This window comes from Pseudoalteromonas sp. MMG006 (assembly GCF_018101025.1).
GTDB lineage: Bacteria > Pseudomonadota > Gammaproteobacteria > Enterobacterales > Alteromonadaceae > Pseudoalteromonas.
Genome location: NZ_JAGJEJ010000001.1, coordinates 377,911 through 402,040, shown reverse-complemented (window position 1 = coordinate 402,040; position 24,130 = coordinate 377,911). Strand labels below are relative to the sequence as shown.

Genomic DNA, 24,130 nt, shown 5'->3' with positions numbered 1-24,130 from the left:
ATGCAACCCAATCCACTCGACGGCCTGCACGACATAATAGCACCAAGCCAAGTAAGTTGGTGGCCACTCGCCCCAGCTTGGTGGGTTATTATTACGGCGCTATTTATAGCAATCTGTGCAGCTGCTTTTTGGTTTTACAAAAATCACAAATTTAAAAAACCAAAACGTTACGCAATAGACTTAAGTAAAACAGAGCAAAACCCGCTCACCCTTCATATTATTTTAAAACGCCTTGTTATTGAGTATTACGACAAACGCCTAGCTACACAATCAACAACTAATTGGTGCAATACGCTTAATGCGTTAACCGGCTTAAGCTTTAACGAACAAGAAATACTCAGTCTTTATAATACCGAGCAAGCAAACGAAGCACTAACCGACAAGTTTCGCCAAGGTATTAAACAATTTAAACTAAAGGAGTCAGTCCATGTTTGAGTTTAGCTGGCCCTGGTTATTTTTATTACTGCCACTGCCTTTATTACTTTTATTATTAAAACCGGCTGCAACTAGCGCTCAAACGCGCCTTCGCATTCCTAGCTTTGCAAAACACAACTTAACCACGCATAGCCTTGAGCAAGGTGCACGTAAGTTAAATGTTTTCGAATGGATTTTATGGTTTTTACTTGTAACAGCAGCTGCAAACCCAACGTGGTTAGACGAGCCTATTTCATTACCTAATGAAGGGCGCGATATAATGCTCGCGGTTGATTTATCAGGCTCTATGACCGAACAAGACATGGCCTACAACGGCCAGTATGTTGACCGCCTTACTATGGTAAAAGCCGTATTGAGCGACTTTATAGAGCAGCGCCAAGGTGACAGGCTTGGCTTGATATTATTTGGCGACACCGCATTTTTACAAACACCACTTACGCGCGACGTGAAAACAGTAAGTAAAATGCTCAGCGAATCTCAAATTGGCTTGGTAGGGCGCGCCACGGCTATTGGCGATGCACTAGGTTTATCGGTAAAACGTTTTGCCAATAAAGATAAGAGTAATCGTATTGTGGTGCTATTAACCGATGGGCAAAACACAGCCGGTAATTTAAAACCAGAAGATGCCCTACTCCTTGCCCGCGAAGAAGGTATTAAAGTATATACCATAGGTGTAGGCTCAGATAACCCACGCGGCTTTAGCCTATTTAATATGGGTGGTTCAAGTGGTGGCAGCTTAGATGAAAGCTTACTAAAACAAGTAGCAGAGCAAACAGGCGGCTTATACTTTAGAGCTAAAGATGTAGCCGGCCTTCAGCAAATATATGCTGAACTTGATAAGTTAGAGCCAATAAGTGCAGATGAACAAACTTTTCGCCCACAAAGCTCACTATTTTACTACCCACTACTGCTTGCACTTTTACTCATCAGTTTAAAAGTAATGATAAGCACTTTGCGTGCACTAAAGGAGCCTAACTAATGGATTTCGAATTTATTCGCCCAGCTGTTTTGTGGCTTTTAATACCCGCAATAGCGCTATTTTTTGTCGCGTTCATTAAACATAAAAAAACGACAGCAGATAACTTAATCGCCCCTCATTTGGCGTCGTTTATTATGAGCGAATCGAACACTAAAACCAGCCAACCACTTTGGCTTATTGCTGTATTTTGCTGTTTAGGTATTTTATTTAGTGCAGGCCCTAGCTTTGAAGAAAAACAAGTGCCCGTATTTCAAAGTAAAAGCGCTCGCGTAATCGTTATGGATATGTCGTATTCAATGTACAGTACCGACATTTTACCAAACCGTTTAACGCAATCTCGCTTTAAAGCACTCGACATGATTGAGCTATTTAAAGAAGGCGATACAGCCTTAGTTGCTTACGCGGGTAGCGCATTTACTATTTCTCCTTTAACTAACGACGCCACTACGCTTGCCAATTTAATCCCAAGTTTGAGCCCCGACATAATGCCTGACAAAGGCTCTAACGTTTTAGCCGGGCTTGATATGGCAAAAGAACTTTTAACACAAGCAGGTTATATTGATGGCGACATAATTTTAGTTACCGATGGCATAGATCAAACTGAGCAAAGTGATGTCAGTAACTTTACTAGCAACAGCCAATACCGCTTAAATATTTACGGTGTAGGTACTGCCCAAGGTGCGCCAATAAAATTACCTGAAGGCGGCTTTTTAAAAGACCGCTATGGGCAAATTGTAGTGCCCACTCTTAACTCATCGCAATTAAAAGGCCTTGCCAGCAACAGCGGTGGTAAATATGCTAGCTACCAGCCTAGCAGTAGCGACATTGCAACGTTTGCACCAAACGCAAATAGCGAGCTATTAAAAGATGAAAAGCAAAGCCATGCACTTTGGCGAATAGATGCAGGTATTTATGGCTTACTTATTTTATTGCCTTTAGGTTTATATTTATTTAGAAATGCGGCATTTGTAGGTGCATTTTTAGTATTGAGTTTTTTACCACAGCAACAAGCTTATGCTCTAGAGCTACCTGCGTTTTTAAAAAATACCGATCAACAAGCGCTAGATGCATATCAAAATAAAGACTTTGAAAGCGCAGCCAATGCCGATTCAAGTAAATTAAAAGGTGCGGCTTTATACCAGCAAGGCAACTTTGAAGGAGCGCTTGATGCGTTTAGCAAAGATAAGTCGGCTTCTGGTTTATACAACTATGGTAATGCACTTGCAAAAGCGGGCCAGCTTGAGCAGGCTATTGACGCTTATAAACAAGCACAAAACCTACAAAGCGATTTTAGTGAAGCCGCCGACAACCAGGCATTGGTTGAACAGCTTTTAAATCAGCAAAAGCAACAAGACCAGCAAGATCAAAACGGTGACTCTCAAAACGAGCAAAGCAAAGATGAGCAAAACCAACAGCAAAATGATCAATCAAAGCAAGATCAGCAGCAAAGCGATGGTGAAAAAAGCGAATCTCAAGAAGGTGAAAACCAGGGCGAACAATCACAAGATCAGCAAGGTAAGCCCGACGAGTCTGATAAAGATAAAAATGAGCAATCAAACTCAGAGCAAAACGCACAGCCTGGCTCGCAATCAGATAAGCAAAATGAACCTGATATGCAAGCAGAGCAACAGTCTGAGCAAGCACAAAAAGAGTCTGAACAAGCTAAACAAGAACCGCAAAACGCACAGCCCCAAGGTGCAAATGAGCAAGCGTTAACGGATGAGCAAAAGCAAAATGCACAGCAACAAGCTGCTCAAGCACAAGCGCGTGAACTTACCAACGAAGAGAAAGAGAAAGCGCAGCAGCTTAATCAATTATTACGAAAAGTACCGGACGACCCGGCAATTTTATTACGGAATAAAATGCAATTAGAAGCCCAAAAAAGACAATATCAACAACGTCGCCCTACAGGAGTAGAAAAATCATGGTAATGCGATTATTTTGCTGTTTATTGCTATTAAGTGCGATGCCAACATGGGCCGCCACCAAGTTAGAAGCAAGCGTAGATAAAAACCCTGTACTTGCAGGTGAATTTTTTATGCTCAACATAACCGTAGACGATACAGTTAAAGGCCAGCAACCTGACACATCAGCACTACTGAAAGATTTTGTTGTTGGGCCTACAAGCTTAAGTTCGCGAACAAATATTATTAATGGCAGCATTAATAAACAAACTACGTGGTCAGTAAAGTTAATGACCCGCGCCGAGGGTGAATACACGATTCCACCCTTTAGTGTTGCTGGGCTTACATCGAAGCCTATTAAATTAAAAGTAGCTAAGCGCTCGGCGGATGCAGATAAAAATAACGACATATTTTTAAAAACAGAGCTCTCTAGTAACTCTATTTTTGTGCAAGAGGCCGGTGTTTACACTATAAAACTTTACCTCGCAAAAGAGCTACTTGATGGCAGCTTAAGCACGCCAAATATGGAGGACGCGCAGTTAACGCAATTAGGTAAACAAACGGAGAGTTACGAGCTCGTAGATGGTAAACGTTACCTCGTTATAACCCGAGAATATCTAATTCAACCTCAAAAAAGTGGCCTTTACACTATTGCTGGGCCGGCTTTTCAGGGGCGCGTGCAGCAAAACTACCGACAACTTGAAGTATCTGCGCTTGGCGACGATCAGCAGATAGAAATAAAGCCTATACCAAGTAATTATAAAGGTGCATGGTTACCAAGCGAACTTGTTAATCTAGATGAGCAATGGCAACCAGAAGAAAACACCGTAGAAGTAGGCACCCCCATTACACGTACAATTACCTTAACTGCGCTTGGAGTAACAAAAGAGCAATTACCCGAAATAACAATGCCAACAATAGATGGCATTCGCAGCTACCCAGATGAAAAAGAAAACAATAATGCTGTACGTGATGGGCGAGTCGTATCGCAGCAAACTGCATCGTATGCGTTACTGCCTCAAAAACCAGGAACTTACACACTACCTGAAATAAAATTACCTTGGTATAACACTAAAATTAACCGTATTAGTTATGCAACGTTGCCTAAGCGCACCATAACAGTTACAGGTAACGCCAATACACCCGCGCCTGATGTAACCAATGCAATTACTTCAAATGAGCAAAGCAGTGAAATAAATTCATCAAATAACTTAGCTGGTAAGTCTACACTCACCCCGGTTATTCAAAGCGTTACACCTCTTTGGTTAATTGTGGTTGCAGTACTTGGTTATATTTTATGGATTATTACTGCAATTTTATTTTGGTTAAACCGTTCTACTAATAATGAACTAAAAATTGATAGCTTAAAAAGTAACACCAAAGCGCCGCTTTCACTAAATAGATTAAAAAATACTGCCAAAGCGAATAACTCAAGCGCATTTTATAGCGAGCTAAATAATGTAGCCAAAGAGCTTACAGGTAAAAATGTTGCCGCCATTGATGCATTAACAAATCTTATACATAGTAGCGAATTAACGGACCTAATAAACCAACTACAAGCTACGCTGTACGCTAATAACAGTACAAAGGTAGATCTTGATGCTATTATTAAAATAATTGAGCAATACCATGCTCAAAGCAAGACGTCGCAACAAGCTGTATTAAAAGACCTTTATTAACTAGTTTGATAAATTCAGGTCTTTTCATGCATTAAATAATAATTTTTAACTAAAAAAGTACTTATGCTTGGAAAGAAAAAATCAAATAATCAGGTCTTAGTTGATATGGCAGAGAAACAAAAGCGTTATGAAGCCTTAGTGCATGTATACAATAAGGAGCTTTATCGCTTTGCTTATTGGTTATGCCGTGACCCACATATAGCAGATGACTTAGTACAAGAAACGTTTTTACGTGCTTGGCGCTCGCTTGATTCATTACTGGATCAAAAAGCGGCAAAGCCTTGGCTACTTACTATTTTGCGCAGAGAAAACGCACGTCGTTTTGAACGCAAACAGTTTGATTACAGTGACGTAGAGAACGACACCCTTGTTGATGAAACAAGTCATTCACTCGATGATGAAATGGAGCAAACGGTTATACAACGCCAAATTGCACTGCTGTCTGATGAATACAGAGAGCCATTACTACTTCAGGTAGTCATGGGTTGCTCTGGTGAAGAGATTGCAGAAATACTCGATTTAAACAAAAACACGGTAATGACTCGTTTATACCGTGCCAGAAACCAACTTAAAGAGGCTTTAAGCCGTGATGATGAACAACTTAAAGGGGCATCAAAATAATGGATGAACTTGAGTTTCGTCGCCGCACTATTGCGCAGCCAAACGATTTAGAAAAGGAGCTTTTAGAGTTTGCTAAAGAAAACTCCGAGCGACAAAATTTTATAAACGATATGAAAGGTTTTGATAAACAAATTCAAGATGCGCTAGATATACCAGTGCCTGATAACCTTGCTGAGCGTATTCTTTTAAATACTTCTTTAAAAGAAAAAGCATTACACGATGAGCAAGCTTCTGGAAAAAATGTGGTAGATGCTCGCTCTCGTTTTAAGTTTGAACGTGTACATTTAGCACTTGCAGCCTCTTTTTTTGTAGCGATGGGCGCTTTCTTTTTTAGCTCTGAACAGCACATCGCACATGAAGCGGGTGAACATGCGCTAGCCCACGTTTACCACGAAATTAGTGCACTAGACAAAACAGATGCAATTAGCTTACAAAGCGTAAACGATAAGCTCGCTATGCTTGGCGGACACATAGAAGAACTTCCGGGCAAAATTACCTACGCTATGTTTTGTGATTTTAAAGGTCAGGAAGGATTACACTTAGTATTTGAATCAGACTTTGGGCCGATGACGGTATTTATTGTGCCCTCTGAAAACCAATCGTTTGGTTTTGGTGCTGATGATTTTCATGATGAACGCTTCGAAGGCTTTATAAATCGAGGATCAAAAGCTGATACTATTTTGGTTGCCAACGCTGGTGCACCAATTAATGTATACAACGAGCGAGTAACCGATGCTATTCGTTGGTTGTAAACGTTAAACGTTATTACTAAAGCCGCACAATGTTTATTGTGCGGCTTTTTTGTACACAACAACTAAAAATGCTTACTTTGCATTCAATCACATTGATCTCCAACGTAATTTATTAGATTTTACTGAAAAGTTAATTATACTCGCCGCTCAGTCTTATTTAGGGAATTACATGAAGAACATCATTGTTATATTTTCATTACTTGCATTGCTTTGTACGGCAAGTTTTGATGCACACGCACGCAAAAAATTTGGCAGTAGTAAACGTGGTAAAACACCAACCACACAGCAAACAACACAAAACAAACAATCTGACGTTCCAGCCTCTACAGCTCCAAAAGCTAAATCGAATAAAAAAGGAATTATGGCCGGTGTATTTGGCGGGCTTTTAGCCGGTGGCTTAATTGCTGCTATGTTAGGCGATGACTTTGAAGGCTTCCAACTTTTAGAGATAATTTTACTAGCTGGGGGACTTTTTATTTTATTTAAACTGATCACCGGTTTTATGCGCGCGAGACAATCGCCTCAGCTTGCTAATGCAAGCATGTCGCAAAATGCGTTTAAGCAAGCGCCTATAGAGCAACCTACAAATACAGGCTTTGCAAATAGTGCCCCACACTGTGAAAACGTACCTTTTAATTTGCCGCCTAATTTTGACGTTAATGGTTTTTTACAAGGTGCCCGCAATCATTACCATACACTGCAAAGTGCTTGGAATAATGCTGATTACGCTACTATGACAGAATATTTAAGCCCAGAACTTATTGCAGAGTTTAAAGCGGAGCGCGAGGCAATACAAAGTGTAGAAACAGAAGTAATGTTTATTGATGCTGAGCTTGTGCGCGCTGATATTACAGCCTCTGTATGGCAAGTAAGTGTTCGCTTTAAAGGTAAGTACCGCGACTTAGGTGATAAAAAAGAACAGCCAATTTTAGAAATTTGGCACTTAGAGCGCGCTATTTCAGACGAGGCTCCTTGGCTTATTGTTGGTGTCGAAGATTTAATCGACGCTTAGTAAGATAATTCACCGCGCTTTAATTATTATTACTAGCGCGGTGCTTTATTGTATTAGTAAATATCTAAACCATTGTTTAGGTTATTAAAAAACAATTGATTTACCACGTCCTGAGCTTTCAGAAGCGGCGTCTAATTTACCCTTTTTACTAATGATGACATGTAAATCACCAAAGTGTCGCTCATCAAGGGTGTAACCCATTTTTATAAGCTCTGCTTTAACGTTATCAGTTAAACCGCTATGTGTTCTAATTACGTTTTTAGGCCAAAGTTGATGATGAAAACGCGTGCTGTTTACAACCTCTTTTGCACTCATATCAAACTCTACCGCATTTAAAATAGACTCATAAACAGAGCTTATAATCGTCGTGCCACCTGGTGAGCCTGTTACCATTTTCACTTTGTTATCTTTTAATAGTATGGTTGGTGTCATAGAGCTAAGCATACGCTTATTAGGTTGTATCTCGTTTGCTTTACCACCAATGGCGCCAAATACATTCATAACGCCTGGCTTGGCGCTAAAGTCGTCCATTTCATCATTTAAAATAAACCCTGCGCCTTCAACGACAACCCCACTTCCAAAACCTAGATTTATGGTTGTCGTATTTGCGACTGCATTGCCCATGTTATCAACAATTGAAAAATGTGTAGTTTGCTCACTTTCTTTTAAACCTGGTTTAATATTTTCAGTTGTAGAAATAGCCGTTAACGAAATATCGTCGCTACGCTTTTTAAGGTAAGTAATGTCTGTAAGTGCATTAACTGGTACATCAAAAAAATCCGGATCCCCTAAATACTCTGCTCTATCGGCAAATACGCGTTTACCTATTTCAGAAAGTAAATGCACATACTGCGTGGAGTTATGTACTAAACCCATATCTGGTTTTTTTAGCTCAAACATTTTGAGCCATTGTAAAATAGCGATACCGCCAGAGCTTGGTGGTGGTGATGTTAATACTTCATAGCCATTCCAATTTGCTTTTATAGGTGTTCGCGATTTAGCCGTGTAATTTTTTAAATCATCTTGATTAATAATACCGCCATGCTGGTGCATAAATTTGGCAATAATATTTGCAGTTTCGCCTTTATAAAACCCATCTTGACCATTATCGCGAATGCGTTTTAATGTAGCTGCAAGCTCAGGTTGCTTAAATACTTTGTTCGCTTTTACACCTGCAAAATATTCCTCAAAATTCACATTTATTTGTTTTGCTTTTAAATGCGCAATATAACGACTTACTCCCTGAGCTAATTTAGGGGGCACTACAAAACCTTGCTCAGCTAACGTAACCGCAGGCTGTACTAATGTTTCCCACTTTAACGTGCCGTGTTTTTGATGAGCTAGCCACATACCTGCCACGCTGCCAGGAACACCACTTGCGTGAATGCCATAGATTGATTTGTTAGGAACAACATTGCCTTGCTCATCTAAATACATATCCCGATGAGCTGCCGTTGGCGCTGTTTCACGGTAATCTATAAAGTCGCCCTGGCCGTCTTTTTGAATAAGCATAAAGCCACCGCCGCCAATATTTCCAGCTTCGGGTAATGTCACTGCCAGTACAAACTGCGCTGTAATGGCAGCATCTACAGCATTACCTCCTTGTTCTAATATGCTTTTAGCGGCGTCGGCACTAAATGAGTCAGGCATGGCAACCGCACTTTGAGGAACTTGCTCAGCTGCTGCGCCAAATACACACAGCTGTAAAATAAACACACTTTTTACTATTAATTTATTTAGTGAACACAATCCCATACAACATCCTTAATTTATTATTTTTTAAGTTACCCACCCACATTTATGCATATCAATTATGCTCAGGTCAATGTTTGTACAGGTAAATTATAATCTTAGCCTAGAGTGTTTTAGCGTATAACACTGCGGGCAAGTCACCGTGTTCATCTGTATGTGTGTAACTTTTTATAAAGGTAAGCCCTAATTTTTTCATAATATTAATAGACCCTAGGTTATCTTTGATTGCAGTTGCACTGATTTTTTTAACGTCTGCTTGCTTTGCTAATTCGTCGCACAATGCCTTTGCAGCTTCAGTTGCATAACCCTTTCCCCAGCTTTGCTGTTTAAAACGCCAGCCTATTTCAATATCATTAAAATTAGGCTTATCACTAAAAAAGTGCATGGGTCTAATTAAAACCCACCCTATAAAAGTATTGCTAGGCTTAATGCTTATAGCCCAAAGCCCCCACCCTTTTTGCTCATTTTTATATTCAAGCATACGAGGTATACCTTCGTTTTTAATTTTATCTAAAGGTGTGGGTATCCCTCGAGTTAAAAACTGCATTACAGCCGGGTTTTGATCGAGCTCAAATAACTGCGGCCAATCGTGCTCATCCATTAATTTAAAATTTAATCGCTTTGTTACAGGTGTGTTCATTTTCATTGTTCTATAGTTTGCATGAATTAATTACTTGTCTCCAAGGAGAGATCGCACATGAATAAATTAGCAGGTTTAGCTTTATTAGGCACTTTAATTACTTTAACGGGTTGTGAAGACGCTCAAGAAGTAAAAGAAGGTACTCAAGATAAAAGCGCACAAATGCAAAAAAAGCTTGGTGATGCATGGGAAGATGTTAAAGATAAAACAAATGAGCTTAAAAACGACGAGTCGTTAAACGAGCTTATGCAACAAAGTAAAGCAATGGGCTTAGACATGTACGACGACGGTAAAGAAATTGCTGTTGATGCATGGGTAAAAAGCAAAGAAGCCGCAGGCGAGCTTACTGAAAAAACCAAACAAAAAGCACGTGAACTTGCACAAGAGATTGAGCAGGCACGCCAAGAGCACGAAGAAGGTTAATATAACTCAGCGCTCAATAAAAAAGGAAAGCCTAGGCTTTCCTTTTTTGTTTTTAGCTACTAACCCCTACAGAAACTGCATTTAGGGCTTACTTAAAATTAGCCTTTGTATTTACTCATAACTAAAGTAGCGTTAGTGCCACCAAAGCCAAAGCTATTAGACATAACTGTATTTAGCTCAACATCGCGACGTTCGGTTACAATGTTTAAACCTTCTGCCTGCTCGTCCAGCTCATCAATATTAATAGAAGGCGCTACAAAGCTGTGCTCTAACATTAATAATGAGAAAATAGCTTCATGAACACCTGCAGCACCTAAAGCATGACCGGTCATAGCTTTTGTTGCGCTGATCATTGGTGAATTACCACCAAACACTTCTTGAATTGCACCTAACTCTTTTACGTCACCTACTGGAGTAGATGTGCCGTGCGTATTTAAGTAATCAATGCTTTCTACATCTTGCATTGCTTGGCGCATACAACGTACGGCGCCCTCGCCCGATGGAGCAACCATGTCGTAGCCATCAGATGTTGCGCCATAACCAACTATTTCTGCATAAATGTGCGCGCCACGAGCAAGTGCATGCTCAAGCTCTTCAACTACAACAATACCGCCACCACCAGAGATAACAAAACCATCGCGGTTAGCATCATATGTACGTGAAGCTTTTTCTGGGCTTTCGTTGTACTTTGTAGAAAGAGCGCCCATTGCGTCAAATTCCATCGCCAATGTCCAGTGAAGTTCTTCACCGCCACCAGCAAAAATTACATCTTGCTTACCCAATTGAATTTGCTCTACAGCGTGGCCAATACAGTGCGCAGATGTTGCACAAGCAGAGCTAATTGAGTAGTTAACACCTTTAATTTTAAAAGGAGTCGCTAAACAGGCTGATGTAGTGCTCGCCATAGTACGTGGAACCATGTAAGGACCAACACGTTTTACGCCTTTTTCACGTAAAATGTCAGCAGCTTCTACTTGCCACTTAGATGAACCACCACCCGAGCCAACTAATAAACCAGTACGTTCGTTAGATACTTGATCATCCGATAAACCTGCATCTTCAATTGCTTGCTGCATTGAAATGTAAGAATAAGCAGCAGCGTCGCCCATAAAGCGCATAGCTTTGCGGTCAACGTGCTCTTTAACGTCAATATCAATTTTACCAGATACGTTACTGCGTAACTTATAATCGGCAAATTCTTGGTTAAAAGCGATACCGCTTTTGCCAGCTTTTAACGACTCTAATACTTCTTCTTTGTTGTTACCGATGCTTGATACAACACCGATACCCGTAATTACGGCTCTTCTCATGGGTAATTCCCTTAGCTTAATACTAAATTGTGTTCTATTTTACGCTGATTTTAATCGCTAAGTGGTCAGCTTTCTAGCGTACACTTGTACTCTGAAGTTATAGCTTATAAATAACGCCAGACTATTTCAAAGAAAACCCGTAAAATAATCAAAAAAATACACTCTAAAAATGTGATAAGTCATGATAAAAAACGCCAAAATACACTTTAATAATTTGGGCACGCCCGTTGCCGACAACTTTGATGATGTTTATTTTTCTAATGACGATGGCCTTGCTGAGTCGCATTATGTGTTTTATCAACAAAACAATATAGAATCACGGTTACAAAATCATGACCAATCACATTTTGTTATTGCCGAAACCGGTTTTGGCACAGGCTTAAATTTTTTAAATACATGGCAATGCTTTAATGACCACTTAGAACGTATGCAAGTTCAAAATAAAGGTAATAAAAGTGTAAAACGTCTGCATTTTATTTCATTTGAAAAATTTCCACTTACAGTAAATGACTTAAAACAAGCGCTCACCGCGTGGCCTACTTTAAGCCATTTGAGCGATCAGCTAACGCTAAATTACCCTATTAATTTGCAAGGCTGCCACCGTATAGAATTTAATAACGGGCAAGTTATACTCGATTTATACTTTGGCGATGTACTTGATTCAATAAACGCGATGAGCTACCCGCAAGCAGGGGTAGTAGATGCCTGGTATTTAGATGGCTTTGCACCAAGTAAAAACCCTGATATGTGGCAACAAAGTGTGTTTAATGCCATGGTTGATATTTCGCGCGAATCTGCAACGCTTGCAACATTTACCGCTGCAGGGTTTGTGCGCCGAGGGCTTATTGAAGCAGGCTTTACAATGCAAAAAGCTAAAGGCTTTGCTCGTAAACGCGAAATGCTAACAGGCTTCCTAGCAGCGCCAAACAGTCAGCAATCATCCTCTGAATATTTTAATCAAGACACCAGCGAACTTAAAAATGTGGCTGTAATAGGCGGAGGTATAGCCAGTAGCTGCATTTTATATAGCTTAGCTAAGCGCGGTATTACAAGCACACTGTTTTGCCAAGATGAAAAACCTGCAATGGGCGCATCACATAATGTACAAGGCGCTGTGTATCCTCATTTACAAGCTAAAAACTCACCACACAGTGAGTTATTTGCTCATAGCTTTTTGTATGCTAAACGTTTTTATAATCAATTATGTACAGATGGGTTTAGTTTTGATCACGATTGGTGCGGCGTATTACAGCATGCAGTAAAAAAGCCCTTAGCAGAAAAACACGAAAATTTAGAGCAAAAACAACTTTGGCCTGAGCAGCTAATGCGTAATGTCACTGCCGAACAAGGCGATAAAATAGCAGGTGTAGCAACAGGCTACTCTGGCGTGTTTTTTGAAAATGGTGGCTGGGTTAACCCTGTGCAACTCGTTGATGCAATGTTAAAGGCCGCAAATAATCTAGCGCCATTTAATAGCATGTTTAACTGTAATATTGAGCAATTAAACAAATCAGATAAAGGTTGGTACTTATTTAGTAACAACCAAAAATTTGGCCCATTTAGCGATGTAATTATTTGCGCAGGCGAGCACAGTGATGCATTTGAGCAAACAAAAGCGCTCCCTATAGTAGGCGTGCGCGGTCAAGTTTCACATATTGAGGCAAGTGAGCAATCACGTAAGCTTAAAACAGTGCTTTGCCATAAAGGCTACTTTACCCCTGCATATTTAGATAGCCATTGTATGGGAGCCACATTTGAAAAAAATACCAAAAGCAGAGCTGTTACGGAGCAAGACAACCAACTAAATCATAAGCAACTGCTTAGCTTTTATCAGCAAAGCGACTTTGCAACCACGCTAGGACAAATAACATCAGCTAAAGCGGCCGTGCGCTGTACATTTATCGACCACCTACCTATGACTGGTCAGTGGTGCGAGCAAAACGATTACATAACCGCCTTTGCAAACTTGCGTTTAGGTAAGCGCTATCAATATCATGCACTAAATAAGCCACAGCAAGGCCTGCATATTTTTACAGGGTTTGGTGCGCGTGCATTATGTAGCGCACCCTTGTTGAGTGAGCACCTTATTAGCTGTTTAAACAACGAACCCCGCCCTTTAAGTGAACGCGTAAGCCAAGCGGTTCATCCTGCACGATTTATTGTTCGTGATTTAATACGTAATAAAATTTAAATGGCATCAACGTAATTTTACGTAAAATAGTGCGTGTAAAAGGAATTTACTCACTTAAAAGGGCTCCCATGAAAATATTCACCTTTGTAATATCGCTAATGTGTATTTTACCGTTAAGTGCAATGAGCCAAAACGTTACACATATCCCCCTGCTAGATGAGTTCGTTACAACTTTGGATGTTACAAACGAATAACCTGTGGTGCGCACTGGCTATTTAGCGTCATCAGTAGAGGCTATATCACAGTTTTATTTGCAAGCATTAGGTGGGCCAATAAAGAGTAAAGGTAATAATACCTATAAAACCCTTTATTAAAACTACTAGAACGCAGTGTACGGATTAGCTTATACCACCATAATTATGTGACCGAAGTTAGTATAATGATCAAATAAAAAGTTCTAAAAAACGCCTTAAAAACAGCTGATTTTAATGCTCAGTTAAGTAATAACTTTTAATTATAATATTTTATAAAATTAACTCATTTAAAGCCTATTTTACCCTTTAAAAATAATCCCCTACCCCAAGGTCTATTTATACAAACAACTTTTACACTATATTGAGAAGGAGTTAATTATGAGTAAGACTTTAATTATTGGCGCAAGTGGTCAAATTGGTAAAATGACTACCGAGCTACTTTTAAAAAACGAGCAAAATGTTGTTGCACTTGTACGAGATAAAAGCAAATTAAGTGACTTAGATAGCCCATTTTTAAGCATTGTTGAACAAGACTTAGAAGGTGATTTTTCAAATGCAGTTAATGGCTGCGACCAAGTTATTTTTGCAGCAGGCTCTGGTGGAAGCACAGGTACAGATAAAACCGTACTTATTGATTTGTGGGCAGCAACTAAAGCGGCTAATTATTCTAAAGAGCACGGTGTAAAGCATTTTATTATGGTCAGCTCTATTGGAGCAGACGATCCTGATGCAATAGAAAGCGACTTAAAACCTTACTTAGTTGCAAAACATATGGCTGATGAACATTTAATTCACAGTGGGTTAAATTATACGATTGTTCGCCCTGGGACATTAACCGACGAAAGTGCCTCAATGGAAGTTACAACAGAGCGTCCTAACGATCAATCAAAAGCCAAAATTAGCCGCGAAAATGTAGCTAATGCATTACTACACATTGCTACAAACTCATTTAATAGCAACCGTATTTTTGAGTTGTTTGATGGTGATAAACCCATTAAAGCAGCGGTTAAATAAACGTTTAAACTGTTTTATTGCTTCGCTTTTTTAGCGAAGCAATTGTCATTTCACTTCCCTAACTAACTTCCTGTTAATTATCTGCCTGACAGTTAATCAAAAATGTAGTTATACGGCACTAACAAAAAAGCATCGGCACATGCCAAGCAATGAACGACACTCTCGTGTGTAAGAAACAAGCCACTAGAAACATTATTAGATAAATCCATACAACAGATACAAATCAAGCCTGCCGATACTGTAAAGCAATTAGTAACCTCATTAAATAATCTAAATAATCTAAATAATCTAAATTAAAAACTTTAACACTGACAGTAAAGGTTTTTTAAGTAAAATCACGGAGATGAACATAATAAGGGCTATGTTCATTTGGTAAGTTAAGTCGGTGTATAAAAATAAAAAAACACTTCAAAAAGGAGTTACGCTAGGAAATTAACGTGAGCCCTACATTTAAAATTGTTTTTAATGGCCTGTTACATCAAGATACTGATATTACTTTTGCTCAAGAACAACTTAGCCAACTTTTAAAAATCCCACACGATATTGTCATTCAATTATTTGATGGTGAGTCTTATGCTTTAAAAAAAGACTTACCAAGTATTAATGCTGTTAAAAAGCTTACTTTCTTTATTGAGCATTTTTGTTATAGCGATAAAAATGAAACTACACGCTATAAAAAACAGTTAAGTATTATAATCCATTGCTTTGGTGTTAAATCTAACCCATTAAAATAGCAACTTAAAACTAAATTTGTACAGTAAGCAATCGGTTTCAGAGAAATTATACTTATAAAAAAACCCACAACCTGATTGCTCAAGTTGTGGGTTTTTTAGGGTTTTTAAATCAACGTATCTAAAAACCATTATTGGTGGAGCTGGGGGGATTTGAACCCCCGTCCGAAAAGCCTCGACCGTCGGTACTACATGTTTAGTATTGTCATTTAATTAACCTTTAAGTCCCGGACAAACACGGTAAGTAAAGGCGAGGCCGCTTAGTTTTAACGCTTCAACCCCGGCCAGGGTTTCCGTCGCGATCAGGTGTTAGGGTGACACTCCAAAATCTAGTCCACAAGAATACGTAGAAGGAGCGCTAGCCAGCCTAAGCTGCTAGAGAGTAGTTATCGTCGTTTGCGATTACTTTAGATTGCGGCTTTTTTACGAGGCAAACCGCACCTCGACATGCACCTTGGGCTTCTTGAATTCCGTCGAATCCTAATCAGCCCCTGAATTAGTAAACTCATTCAGAGCGTGGATGCAGTATAACTGAGTAAAGTACTGATACTCAAGGCCTAGCATTACTTTATTTTGTTCATGCGAACCAACTGCATATTAAATGTGCAACCCTATTACCATCAATAAATTCCATGAACATTTTCTTAACAAATCTTTGAACTTGTGCCAAAATAGGGAGTTAGGGTTTTTTCGCAAGCTAAAACTTTAGTTGCAATAAATAAAAAATAATAACAGGCATAATGTGTAGGGAATTAATAAATGTCGGTTTTTTCATTAGATAAAAATACTGGGTGTGTGTCTTTATTAAAACACCCTATTGATAGCGGCTTTCCTGTTACAAGCACTCAACTCATTGAGATATTAGAGCAATCTGAATTTAGCGAATATGAAACCATTTCAGCTAATATCGGTAAACTTTTTGCACCTAGTAAAAACTATCAAGAAGTATCTCTTATTGTTGCTAAAGCAGTTGATGCTTCAATCGTTATTAATGTTGATGAAAAAAATATGGTTGCAGAGGCAACCATTACAACGGCAAAAGGAGGTGCATTATTTTCTATGGAGGGTGCACAAAAAGCACTTGCTAATGCGGGTGTAAAAAAAGGCATTAGCCCTCGTGCGCTTGATGCCTTTTTAGGCCAACAATTCAAACAACCTTCTGGCACTTCGTATAGCGCTATTATTGCCCATGGTCGTAATCCCAAAGAAGGGAGTGATGCTAGGTTTGTACGCTTATGCTCTACCGCTCAAGATCGAGTGCTAAGCCCACAAGCGAAAGAAGGCGGTAAGGTTGATATGAAAAACCTTGGTGCAATTATTACAGTAAAACCTGGCACGCCTTTAATGCAGCGCGTTGCCGCTACTCTTGGTGAAGATGGCTATACAGTTTTTGGTGACGTCATTGCTGCAAAACCAGGCAAAGAGCATCAACTACAGCCTTTTGAAGGCACTAAAATTGACCCTAAAAACCCAAATATGCTCATTGCCGATTGTAAAGGTGTGCCTGTTGCTTTGCCTCGTGGTATGCGTGTTGATGATGTTTTATGTTTTGACAACGTTGATGTAAGCACCGGCCATGTTGATTTTGACGGCAGCGTAATTATAAGTGGTGATATTAAAGATGGCATGCGTGTAAAAGCCAATGGGGATATTACGGTACTTGGCTTTGTTGAATCAGGCACAGTACAAAGCAATAGTGCCGTTACAATCATGCTAGGTGCTATTGGCCGCAAACGTGAAAGCGATGACGACTTTTCATGTAGCATAACGGCTTCACGCACTATTTCGATTGGCTATGCCCAGTACTGTAATATAAAAACAGAACAAGATTTATTCATTGAGCGCCAAGCACTTCACTGTAATTTAAGTGCAAAGCGATTAATCCGCGTGGGTAAGGCTGACAACCCTCGAGGGAAAATAATTGGAGGCAGTATTTTAGATGCCTTGCGCATTGAAACGGGAGAGCTCGGAGCCCCTGCAGGTATTAAGACACGTGTTTTTTTAGCGCAACATTGGTTTGAGTTACGTGATAAACAATCGCAAATTACCGACTTTGAAAAGTTACTTGCAACCAAAACAGCCGCTCTGCAAAAAGCGCGAGAGAAAGTGAGTAAAATGCCAACGGCAGATCAGCGCCAGCTTTTTTTAGACAAAATAATCGTTAATGAGCAGCAAATAAAAACGCGTTCTGCTCATGTTCAGCGCCAAAAATTATTAGTTAAAAGAAAAATTACGCAACTGTTGGCAGCAAGCCGTTTAAAGGTAAATGAAATAATGCACCCCGGTGTGGAGCTTAAAATAGCAAAAGACTCAAAACAGTTTTCGCGTATTTACCCGCCCCACTTGGTGAAACTCACTGAGGGTAAAATTACTCAGTCGTTTTAGCTTCTTCACCATCTGAAGTGCTATCTTGTGCGTCACTTTCTGGAAGTGGCGCAAGCGGCCAGCCACCTAACTGCTGCCACCTATTAACGATTAAACAATAAAGCTCTGCGGTGCGCTCTGTATCGTAAAGTGCTGAATGCGCTTGGCTATTATCAAATTCAATTCCTGCGGCCCTACAAGCTTTAGCAAGAACTGTTTGCCCAAGCGCTAAGCCTGCTAGTGAGGTTGTATCAAAGCTTACAAATGGGTGAAACGGCGTACGTTTAATATTATTACGCTCAATGGCTGCATTTAAAAAGCCATGATCGAATGCTGCATTATGTGCAACAACAACGGAGCGCTGGCACCCGGCAACTTTTTGAGCCTTGCGAACCACTTTACAAATTTCTTTAATTGCTTCTTCTTCTGGTACTGCGCCTCGCAGCGGGCTAAAAGGGTCAATTCCGTTAAAGTCGATAGCGGCTTGCTCTATATTTGCACCTTCAAAAGGCTGCACATGAAAATGCACGGTATGATCTATGCTGAGCAACCCTTCGTCATCCATTTTTAATACAGACACGGCTATTTCTAATAGGGCATCTGTTTGCTTGTTAAAACCTGCGGTTTCAACATCAATTACAACAGGAAAAAATCCACGAAAGCGTTTTGCGAAAAGTGTTTGCTCAGTATTTGCCATAGTCTTCTTGGTTTATGGGTGTAAGCTGACTATTATGTCAAAATTGATGCCCTCTAGGCTAGGGGGTTCAAGGATTTATTGCTTTATAATTGTAGGCACATAACTTGCTTAACCTAATCTGTTAAGTTTGTTTGCTAGAACTCATCTTTTAAGCAGTTAATTTGCCAAACTTTTGGCATACCAGAGTTGGAGAACGTCCATGAAGTGTAAGTTGTTATTTATTAGCCTTAGCGTAAGTGCTTTAGTGAGCGCTGCTCATTCGCACGCAGCTATGCGCCAATATACTGCAACCCAAGATAGCTCTAATTGGGAAGTTGTAAAAACAACACGCTTACAATGTCAGCTAAATCATGAGGTTCCTTATTACGGTGAAGCTATATTTAAAGCCTCTGCAAGCAAAAACAAAAACCTAACCTTTAACTTAGACATGGTTGTACGCCCTGAAAACTATTCAATTGCAGGGCTAAAAGCAGTGCCGCCATCATGGCGAGCTGGGTTGCCCGCTCGTGATATAGCGAGCATGAAATTACTTAAAAAGTTTGACGGTGAACTAGGCAATAAAACGGCTTGGGAGATGTTAACCGAACTTGAAAAAGGCTACTACCCCACCTTTTATTATCAAGACTGGCAAAATTCTGCCGATAAAATTGCCGTTGGCATGTCGAGCGTAAATTTTAAACAAGCTTATTGGGCGTTTTTGCAATGCCGCGATGAGTTACTCCCTTACAGTTTTGAAGACATTTCGTTTACGGTGATGAACTATCAATCTAACAGCAGTAAATTAACTAAATCATCTCAACAACGTTTAAATAAAATAGCTGAATACCTAAAAAATGATATGAGTATTGAATCTATAAGTATCGACTCGTATACAGATAGCTACGGTGGTCGCTGGAATAACTTAGACCTTTCTCGCAAACGCGCTAAAGCAATAAAAGATTACATGGTAAGCCTTGGCGTTGACGAAGCAAAAGTACACACAACGGGTTTAGGTGAAAAACGCTTTGTTGATACCAATGACAATATTTTAGGTCGCGACAAAAACCGGCGCTTAATAATTCAAATAGGAAAAATGTAGCAAAGTTAGTTTGTGCTTATTTTCTTTCGGTTTAAAAATTTATCACCAAATTGAAAAAAACCTAGACTAATTAAAATAATAACCGCACCAATTATTAGCTCTTGGCTTAATGGCTCATTGTTTAGCCAAGCTCCTAAGCTTAACGCAAAGCTAGGAGTTATGAGCGTAGTAAGTGATACCGTGCTTGCATTTAGGTTTTGCAGTACATGAAAATACGCCAAAGCCCCTACTAAAGATCCAAACACACCTAAATAACCAATAGCCCACAATGATTTTGCACTCCAGTTTTGTATATGCAACTGACCATCTAATAACCACCACGCAATAAAAAAGAGTGGCGTTACAAAAACCAACGCACCAAATGTGGTTGCCATAGGGTGAATCGCTATTTGCACACGCTTGATCATCACGCCGCTTAAGCTAAAAAAGCATACAGCCAAAAATACATATAGTAGCCCTAAGCCTTGGGTTTGCGAGTTTTGTGCTTGATTATAACTCACAAAATACAAACCTATTAATGCACACGCTAAAGCAACGAGCTTTATAGGGCTAAACTTTGGTTCGTTAAGTAATTGCTGCGCAAGTAATCCAGACAATATAGGCGCTAAGCCAAACATGAGCGAAATAATGCCCGAAGGCACGGTTTTAGCAGCTAAATAACTCAGTAACATGCCGCCAAAAATACCAATACTTGAGTAAAAGTAGAGTAAGCAGGCCTTTTTACTCCAAGGTACTCTTATATTAGTAATCGCGACAATTAAGCCACCTATAAGTAGCCCCACCAACATACGCATTAAAACAGCAAGCGTTGGCGACACACTTTCGCTACTCCAAACAATACCAAGTGGTGTAGTAGACCAAACGAGAACCATAAAAAAATACGATACTTTTACCGGCACATGCCAATCCTTAGCGCTTAATAACGCAATACAACATACATAAAATTATACTCTCACCACCCTATTTTAATACTTTTAAATGCATACAAGTGCTTAATAAATACAGTTGTAAGTTGAGAGTTACATTTAAATACAGCCCTTTTGCTATAAAACTATTTGAGATTTAAGTAACTAGTTATATGGTGCATAAATATTAATAAAAACTCAGGTAATTAAGTGCTTAAAAATAAAACAATAGGCAGCATGTTAATTGTTGCAGGCACCACTATTGGCGCAGGAATGCTTGCCCTACCAATTGCATCAGCAGGGCTTGGCTTTATTACTTCGCTTGCATTAATTGTAGTTAGTTGGTTATTAATGACTTACACAGCGTTACTTATGCTAGAGCTACACCAGTATGCCCCCCGTGACGCCACATTAAATACACTTGCTAAATTGTGGTTAGGTAAACGAGGACAATACGTCGCTAACTTTTCAATGGTATTTCTATTTTATGCTTTATGTGCTGCGTATATAGCAGGTGGCGGTGCGCAGCTTCAAGCTCGAATAAATGTAGGCTTTGATGTAGATATTGCGCCACAGCTAGGCTCTGTGATCCTTGCCGTAATTATTGCAAGCGTTGTTACCCTTGGTACAAGTAAAGTCGATAAATTAAACCAAGTGTTATTTACAATTAAAATTATTGTATTGGCTAGCTTGTTTTATATGCTTACTCCTTATGTTCAAAGTACACATTTATTAGAAATGCCTATAGAACAAGGTCTAATACTTTCTGCTATTCCGGTTATTTTTACATCTTTTGGCTTTCATGGATCTATTCCCTCTATTGTTAAATATGTAGGGCTTGAAATAAAATCCCTTAAAAAAGTAATGATTGCAGGTGCAGCTTTGCCTCTGGTTATTTATATTTTTTGGCAGTTATTGAGCCAAGGTATTATGAGCCAAGCTAACTTACTTAATAGTGAAGGTTTAAGTGGTTTTGTAAGTAGCGTAGCTAATATTGCGCATAATCCAAGTGTTTCGACTGCAGTTAAGCTATTTGCGGATCTTGCACTTGCCACATCGTTTTTAGGCGTTAGCTTAGGTTTATTCGACTTTTTTGCAGACACGTTTAAAAAAGGTGATAACAAAACAGACCGCATCAAAACAGCCATAATAACATTTATACCTCCTTTAGGATTTGCGCTATTTTATCCGCAAGGCTTTATTATGGCATTAGGCTACGCAGCCATTGCATTGGTCGTGTTAGCTATATTTTTACCTGTTGCTATGGTTTACAAGCAGCGGAAAACCTCAAATAAACAGGGTTATAAAGTAAGTACTGGTAATACAGGGCTATTAGTTGCGGGATTATGCGGCGTGCTAATAATTACTGCGCAATTTATGCAAATGGCTGGGGTTATACCTACTATTGGTTAATTCGTAGCGCTGTAAATCTAAATTTAATTAATAAAAAACCGCACACCATTACTAATGGAGTGCGGTTTTTTATGTTAACTACGTTTATTTACAAACGTCAGCTACTGCATTTGCAAAGTATTCAATATTCGAATCGCTAATACCCGCTACATTTACACGGCTAGAACCAACAATGTAGATACCGTACTCTTTTTGCAGGCGAGCGATTTGCTCTTTATTAATACCCAAGAAAGAGAACATACCATGCTGGCGCTCAATAAATGAGAAATCTTGAGCAATATCTTTTGCTGCTAAGCTTTCTTTAATCAGGCTACGTAAACCATTAATGCGCGTACGCATTTCATCAAGCTCTGAGTGCCACATTTGCGTAAGCTCAGTACTGCTTAAAATAGTATTTACAATATCTGCACCATGCGCTGGCGGCATTGAATATATACTACGTACTACACTTAACATTACAGAGTTAGATATATCTGCTGTTGGGCTGTCTTTAGCAATTAGTGAACACGCACCAATACGCTCACGGTAAAGACCAAAGTTTTTAGAGCAAGAAGAACAAATAATGAGCTCATCTACTGCATCAGCTAAAATACGTAGTCCACGAGCATCTTCTTCAAGAGAAGATCCAAAACCTTGATACGCAATATCTACAAGTGGTGTAAAGCCAACCTCTTTAGCAAGCTCAGCGACTGTATTCCACTGAGTTTCGTTTAAATCCATACCACTTGGATTGTGACAACATGCATGCACTAAAACTACATCACCTTTAGGCACTTTCTTAAGCGTGTCGATCATCTCATCAAATAATAAATCTTTATTTTCGTAATCGTAGTATGGGTATTCTTTAACTGTTAGACCTGCCGCTTCAAACAAGCTTATGTGGTTTGCCCAAGTAGGATTAGTTACCCAAACAGTTGCATCAGCGTTACAACGCTTAATAAATTCAGCAGCAACACGAAGTGCGCCTGTACCACCTGGAGCTTGTGCTGTACGCACTCGATTAGCAAGTAATGCTTGGTGCTCGCCTAATAATAACTGCTCCATTTTTTGACAGTAATCTAGGTTACCCGCTAAACCGATATAAGATTTGCTTGTTTCGTTGTCTAAACGAAATGCTTCAGCTTTTTTCACCGCTTTAAGTACCGGTGTGTTGCCTTGCTCATCTTTGTAGACACCTACGCCTAAATCAATTTTATTAGGGTTTGTATCTTGTTTATAGGCCGCCATAAGGCCAAGAATAGGATCTGTTGGTAATGGTTTTAATACTGAGAACATTGGCTATCTCTTATCGTTATTTAGGGGTTAGCTGTTAGGCTTAGCTTAACATAAAAGCACATCACGTTGACCAGTGTTATTTACACTAGAAAGTGAGGAATTTTAATACAACATGCAATTAAAATGGCAAGTGTCTTCTCATCAAAAAAATCATTGCTAAAGGCTTCTGCATCTACAATACCTACACATTCATTTTGAAAGTTAAAAAGTGGTAGGCAAGTTTCAGATTTAACTTTAGGGTCACATGTATAATATTCGCCACCTTGAGATAAGTAGTTTTCAACATTGTTAATAATGCGACCTTTTTGAGAAAGCGCAACTTGTACATTGTTGCTACCTGCCGCAAAAGCTTCTGTAAGCGGAAATAAAGGACGACTTGGCGCACCATGATAAGCAAGTTTAAGTAATTGCTTACCTTCATTAGTATTTGTTGCCTGGTAAATACCGTACCAATCTACTTTAGTTTGTTGCTCTATATAATTAACAATACCTTGTAATTGAGCAAGCTTTTGCTCGGTCTGTGAATTGTTTTCAATATAGTCAGTAAGTTTAAATGGCTCGTCTTGTAAATAACCAAATAAGCTACATGCACCGCCCTCACCTAATTCAGGAATTTGATACTCCCAACAAACCTCGGTTTTAGAGCTACTAGCAAGGTAAAGCTCAAGCTTTTCAAGCTCAGTTGAAATTAAGTTTTTATCAACACTTAGCTGTGCTTGTGTTAGGTAAGAAGAAATCATTTGGCCATCCATACATCTAAA

Annotated in this window: 22 protein-coding genes and 1 other RNA gene; 15 read left to right on the top strand and 8 right to left on the bottom strand. The window is 39.4% G+C overall.

Annotated elements, in window-relative coordinates; translation table 11 throughout:
* From J8L73_RS01860 to J8L73_RS01830, 7 genes are all read left to right on the top strand, one after another.
* The gene (locus tag J8L73_RS01860; protein ID WP_211014451.1) at window positions 1–435 is read left to right on the top strand and encodes a DUF4381 domain-containing protein; all 435 of its coding nucleotides are present in this window, start codon (window positions 1–3) and stop codon (window positions 433–435) included.
* The gene (locus J8L73_RS01855) at window positions 428–1,414 is read left to right on the top strand and encodes a VWA domain-containing protein (protein ID WP_211014449.1); all 987 of its coding nucleotides are present in this window, start codon (window positions 428–430) and stop codon (window positions 1,412–1,414) included. Before J8L73_RS01860 ends, J8L73_RS01855 begins: the two co-directional genes overlap by 8 nt.
* Window positions 1,414–3,345: a VWA domain-containing protein gene (locus tag J8L73_RS01850; protein ID WP_211014447.1), complete on the top strand. Its 1,932-nt coding sequence runs from the start codon at window positions 1,414–1,416 to the stop codon at window positions 3,343–3,345. Before J8L73_RS01855 ends, J8L73_RS01850 begins: the two co-directional genes overlap by 1 nt.
* Entirely contained in the window at window positions 3,339–4,997 is a 1,659-nt protein-coding gene (locus J8L73_RS01845; RefSeq protein WP_211014445.1) for a BatD family protein, read from the top strand. Before J8L73_RS01850 ends, J8L73_RS01845 begins: the two co-directional genes overlap by 7 nt.
* A 63-nt stretch (window positions 4,998–5,060) precedes the next feature.
* The gene (locus tag J8L73_RS01840) at window positions 5,061–5,618 is read left to right on the top strand and encodes a sigma-70 family RNA polymerase sigma factor (RefSeq protein ID WP_039972214.1); all 558 of its coding nucleotides are present in this window, start codon (window positions 5,061–5,063) and stop codon (window positions 5,616–5,618) included.
* Entirely contained in the window at window positions 5,618–6,370 is a 753-nt protein-coding gene (locus J8L73_RS01835; protein WP_211014443.1) for a DUF3379 family protein, read from the top strand. Before J8L73_RS01840 ends, J8L73_RS01835 begins: the two co-directional genes overlap by 1 nt.
* Before the next feature lie 169 nt (window positions 6,371–6,539).
* Complete coding sequence (locus J8L73_RS01830) at window positions 6,540–7,382, top strand: TIM44-like domain-containing protein (RefSeq protein ID WP_211014441.1); 843 nt, start codon at window positions 6,540–6,542, stop codon at window positions 7,380–7,382.
* Window positions 7,383–7,466: 84 nt separating this feature from the next.
* On the opposite strand, the gene ggt is transcribed toward J8L73_RS01830, so the two are convergent.
* Together ggt and J8L73_RS01820 are read right to left on the bottom strand one after the other, a co-directional pair.
* On the bottom strand, window positions 7,467–9,137 hold the full coding sequence (gene ggt / locus J8L73_RS01825) for a gamma-glutamyltransferase (RefSeq protein ID WP_211014440.1): 1,671 nt from the start codon (window positions 9,135–9,137) through the stop codon (window positions 7,467–7,469).
* A 100-nt stretch (window positions 9,138–9,237) separates the two neighbouring features.
* A complete protein-coding gene (locus J8L73_RS01820) occupies window positions 9,238–9,780 on the bottom strand; it encodes a GNAT family N-acetyltransferase (RefSeq protein ID WP_211014438.1) in 543 nt (180 codons plus the stop codon).
* A gap of 51 nt (window positions 9,781–9,831) precedes the next feature.
* Between J8L73_RS01820 and J8L73_RS01815 the strand changes: the two genes are divergently transcribed.
* Window positions 9,832–10,197, top strand: coding sequence for a hypothetical protein (locus J8L73_RS01815; RefSeq protein ID WP_210999245.1), 366 nt, complete (start codon window positions 9,832–9,834; stop codon window positions 10,195–10,197).
* Between the two features lie 98 nt (window positions 10,198–10,295).
* Here J8L73_RS01815 and fabB read toward each other — a convergent pair whose 3' ends face one another.
* Window positions 10,296–11,507: a beta-ketoacyl-ACP synthase I gene (fabB, locus tag J8L73_RS01810; protein WP_210999244.1), complete on the bottom strand. Its 1,212-nt coding sequence runs from the start codon at window positions 11,505–11,507 to the stop codon at window positions 10,296–10,298.
* A gap of 181 nt (window positions 11,508–11,688) precedes the next feature.
* Here fabB and mnmC point away from each other — a divergent pair, with 181 nt between their 5' ends.
* From mnmC to J8L73_RS01790, 4 genes are all read left to right on the top strand, one after another.
* Complete coding sequence (gene mnmC, locus J8L73_RS01805) at window positions 11,689–13,698, top strand: bifunctional tRNA (5-methylaminomethyl-2-thiouridine)(34)-methyltransferase MnmD/FAD-dependent 5-carboxymethylaminomethyl-2-thiouridine(34) oxidoreductase MnmC (RefSeq protein WP_211014436.1); 2,010 nt, start codon at window positions 11,689–11,691, stop codon at window positions 13,696–13,698.
* A 68-nt stretch (window positions 13,699–13,766) separates the two neighbouring features.
* Window positions 13,767–13,892 (top strand): hypothetical protein, encoded by a 126-nt coding sequence (locus J8L73_RS19440; protein WP_282098613.1) that lies wholly within the window; start codon window positions 13,767–13,769, stop codon window positions 13,890–13,892.
* A gap of 378 nt (window positions 13,893–14,270) precedes the next feature.
* The gene (locus tag J8L73_RS01795) at window positions 14,271–14,906 is read left to right on the top strand and encodes an NAD(P)-binding oxidoreductase (protein ID WP_210999242.1); all 636 of its coding nucleotides are present in this window, start codon (window positions 14,271–14,273) and stop codon (window positions 14,904–14,906) included.
* 437 nt (window positions 14,907–15,343) lie between these two features.
* Complete coding sequence (locus tag J8L73_RS01790; protein WP_211014608.1) at window positions 15,344–15,640, top strand: hypothetical protein; 297 nt, start codon at window positions 15,344–15,346, stop codon at window positions 15,638–15,640.
* A 132-nt stretch (window positions 15,641–15,772) separates the two neighbouring features.
* Here J8L73_RS01790 and ssrA read toward each other — a convergent pair.
* Window positions 15,773–16,129: a transfer-messenger RNA gene (gene ssrA, locus J8L73_RS01785) on the bottom strand.
* Window positions 16,130–16,396: 267 nt separating this feature from the next.
* On the opposite strand from ssrA, the gene J8L73_RS01780 reads away from it, so the two are divergent.
* Window positions 16,397–18,022, top strand: coding sequence for a FapA family protein (locus J8L73_RS01780; RefSeq protein WP_211014435.1), 1,626 nt, complete (start codon window positions 16,397–16,399; stop codon window positions 18,020–18,022).
* Here the strand turns inward: J8L73_RS01780 and rnt are convergent.
* Window positions 18,006–18,698, bottom strand: coding sequence for a ribonuclease T (gene rnt, locus J8L73_RS01775; protein ID WP_211014433.1), 693 nt, complete (start codon window positions 18,696–18,698; stop codon window positions 18,006–18,008). The genes J8L73_RS01780 and rnt overlap by 17 nt on opposite strands.
* A 199-nt stretch (window positions 18,699–18,897) precedes the next feature.
* Here rnt and J8L73_RS01770 point away from each other — a divergent pair, with 199 nt between their 5' ends.
* Window positions 18,898–19,776, top strand: a complete 879-nt coding sequence (locus J8L73_RS01770; protein ID WP_211014431.1) for an OmpA family protein — start codon at window positions 18,898–18,900, stop codon at window positions 19,774–19,776.
* A gap of 5 nt (window positions 19,777–19,781) precedes the next feature.
* Here the strand turns inward: J8L73_RS01770 and J8L73_RS01765 are convergent, their stop codons facing one another.
* Complete coding sequence (locus J8L73_RS01765; RefSeq protein ID WP_211014429.1) at window positions 19,782–20,675, bottom strand: DMT family transporter; 894 nt, start codon at window positions 20,673–20,675, stop codon at window positions 19,782–19,784.
* 216 nt (window positions 20,676–20,891) lie between these two features.
* Here J8L73_RS01765 and J8L73_RS01760 point away from each other — a divergent pair, with 216 nt between their 5' ends.
* Entirely contained in the window at window positions 20,892–22,094 is a 1,203-nt protein-coding gene (locus tag J8L73_RS01760) for an aromatic amino acid transport family protein (protein WP_211014427.1), read from the top strand.
* A gap of 84 nt (window positions 22,095–22,178) precedes the next feature.
* Here J8L73_RS01760 and J8L73_RS01755 read toward each other — a convergent pair whose 3' ends face one another.
* Window positions 22,179–23,369: an amino acid aminotransferase gene (locus J8L73_RS01755; RefSeq protein WP_210999236.1), complete on the bottom strand. Its 1,191-nt coding sequence runs from the start codon at window positions 23,367–23,369 to the stop codon at window positions 22,179–22,181.
* Window positions 23,370–23,449: 80 nt separating this feature from the next.
* Window positions 23,450–24,109: a GAF domain-containing protein gene (locus tag J8L73_RS01750; RefSeq protein ID WP_210999235.1), complete on the bottom strand. Its 660-nt coding sequence runs from the start codon at window positions 24,107–24,109 to the stop codon at window positions 23,450–23,452.
* Window positions 24,110–24,130: the final 21 nt, after the last annotated feature.

Excerpts from the sequence above, each read along its gene's own strand:
- J8L73_RS01860 (WP_211014451.1), top strand. The coding sequence starts at position 1 with ATGCAACCCAATCCACTCGACGGCCTGCACGACATAATAGCACCAAGC.
- J8L73_RS01855 (WP_211014449.1), top strand. The coding sequence starts at position 428 with ATGTTTGAGTTTAGCTGGCCCTGGTTATTTTTATTACTGCCACTGCCT.
- J8L73_RS01850 (WP_211014447.1), top strand. The coding sequence starts at position 1,414 with ATGGATTTCGAATTTATTCGCCCAGCTGTTTTGTGGCTTTTAATACCC.
- J8L73_RS01845 (WP_211014445.1), top strand. The coding sequence starts at position 3,339 with ATGGTAATGCGATTATTTTGCTGTTTATTGCTATTAAGTGCGATGCCA.
- J8L73_RS01840 (WP_039972214.1), top strand. The coding sequence starts at position 5,061 with ATGCTTGGAAAGAAAAAATCAAATAATCAGGTCTTAGTTGATATGGCA.
- J8L73_RS01835 (WP_211014443.1), top strand. The coding sequence starts at position 5,618 with ATGGATGAACTTGAGTTTCGTCGCCGCACTATTGCGCAGCCAAACGAT.
- J8L73_RS01830 (WP_211014441.1), top strand. The coding sequence starts at position 6,540 with ATGAAGAACATCATTGTTATATTTTCATTACTTGCATTGCTTTGTACG.
- ggt (WP_211014440.1), bottom strand. The coding sequence starts at position 9,137 with ATGGGATTGTGTTCACTAAATAAATTAATAGTAAAAAGTGTGTTTATT.
- J8L73_RS01820 (WP_211014438.1), bottom strand. The coding sequence starts at position 9,780 with ATGAAAATGAACACACCTGTAACAAAGCGATTAAATTTTAAATTAATG.
- J8L73_RS01815 (WP_210999245.1), top strand. The coding sequence starts at position 9,832 with ATGAATAAATTAGCAGGTTTAGCTTTATTAGGCACTTTAATTACTTTA.
- fabB (WP_210999244.1), bottom strand. The coding sequence starts at position 11,507 with ATGAGAAGAGCCGTAATTACGGGTATCGGTGTTGTATCAAGCATCGGT.
- mnmC (WP_211014436.1), top strand. The coding sequence starts at position 11,689 with ATGATAAAAAACGCCAAAATACACTTTAATAATTTGGGCACGCCCGTT.
- J8L73_RS19440 (WP_282098613.1), top strand. The coding sequence starts at position 13,767 with ATGAAAATATTCACCTTTGTAATATCGCTAATGTGTATTTTACCGTTA.
- J8L73_RS01795 (WP_210999242.1), top strand. The coding sequence starts at position 14,271 with ATGAGTAAGACTTTAATTATTGGCGCAAGTGGTCAAATTGGTAAAATG.
- J8L73_RS01780 (WP_211014435.1), top strand. The coding sequence starts at position 16,397 with ATGTCGGTTTTTTCATTAGATAAAAATACTGGGTGTGTGTCTTTATTA.
- rnt (WP_211014433.1), bottom strand. The coding sequence starts at position 18,698 with ATGGCAAATACTGAGCAAACACTTTTCGCAAAACGCTTTCGTGGATTT.
- J8L73_RS01770 (WP_211014431.1), top strand. The coding sequence starts at position 18,898 with ATGAAGTGTAAGTTGTTATTTATTAGCCTTAGCGTAAGTGCTTTAGTG.
- J8L73_RS01755 (WP_210999236.1), bottom strand. The coding sequence starts at position 23,369 with ATGTTCTCAGTATTAAAACCATTACCAACAGATCCTATTCTTGGCCTT.
- J8L73_RS01750 (WP_210999235.1), bottom strand. The coding sequence starts at position 24,109 with ATGATTTCTTCTTACCTAACACAAGCACAGCTAAGTGTTGATAAAAAC.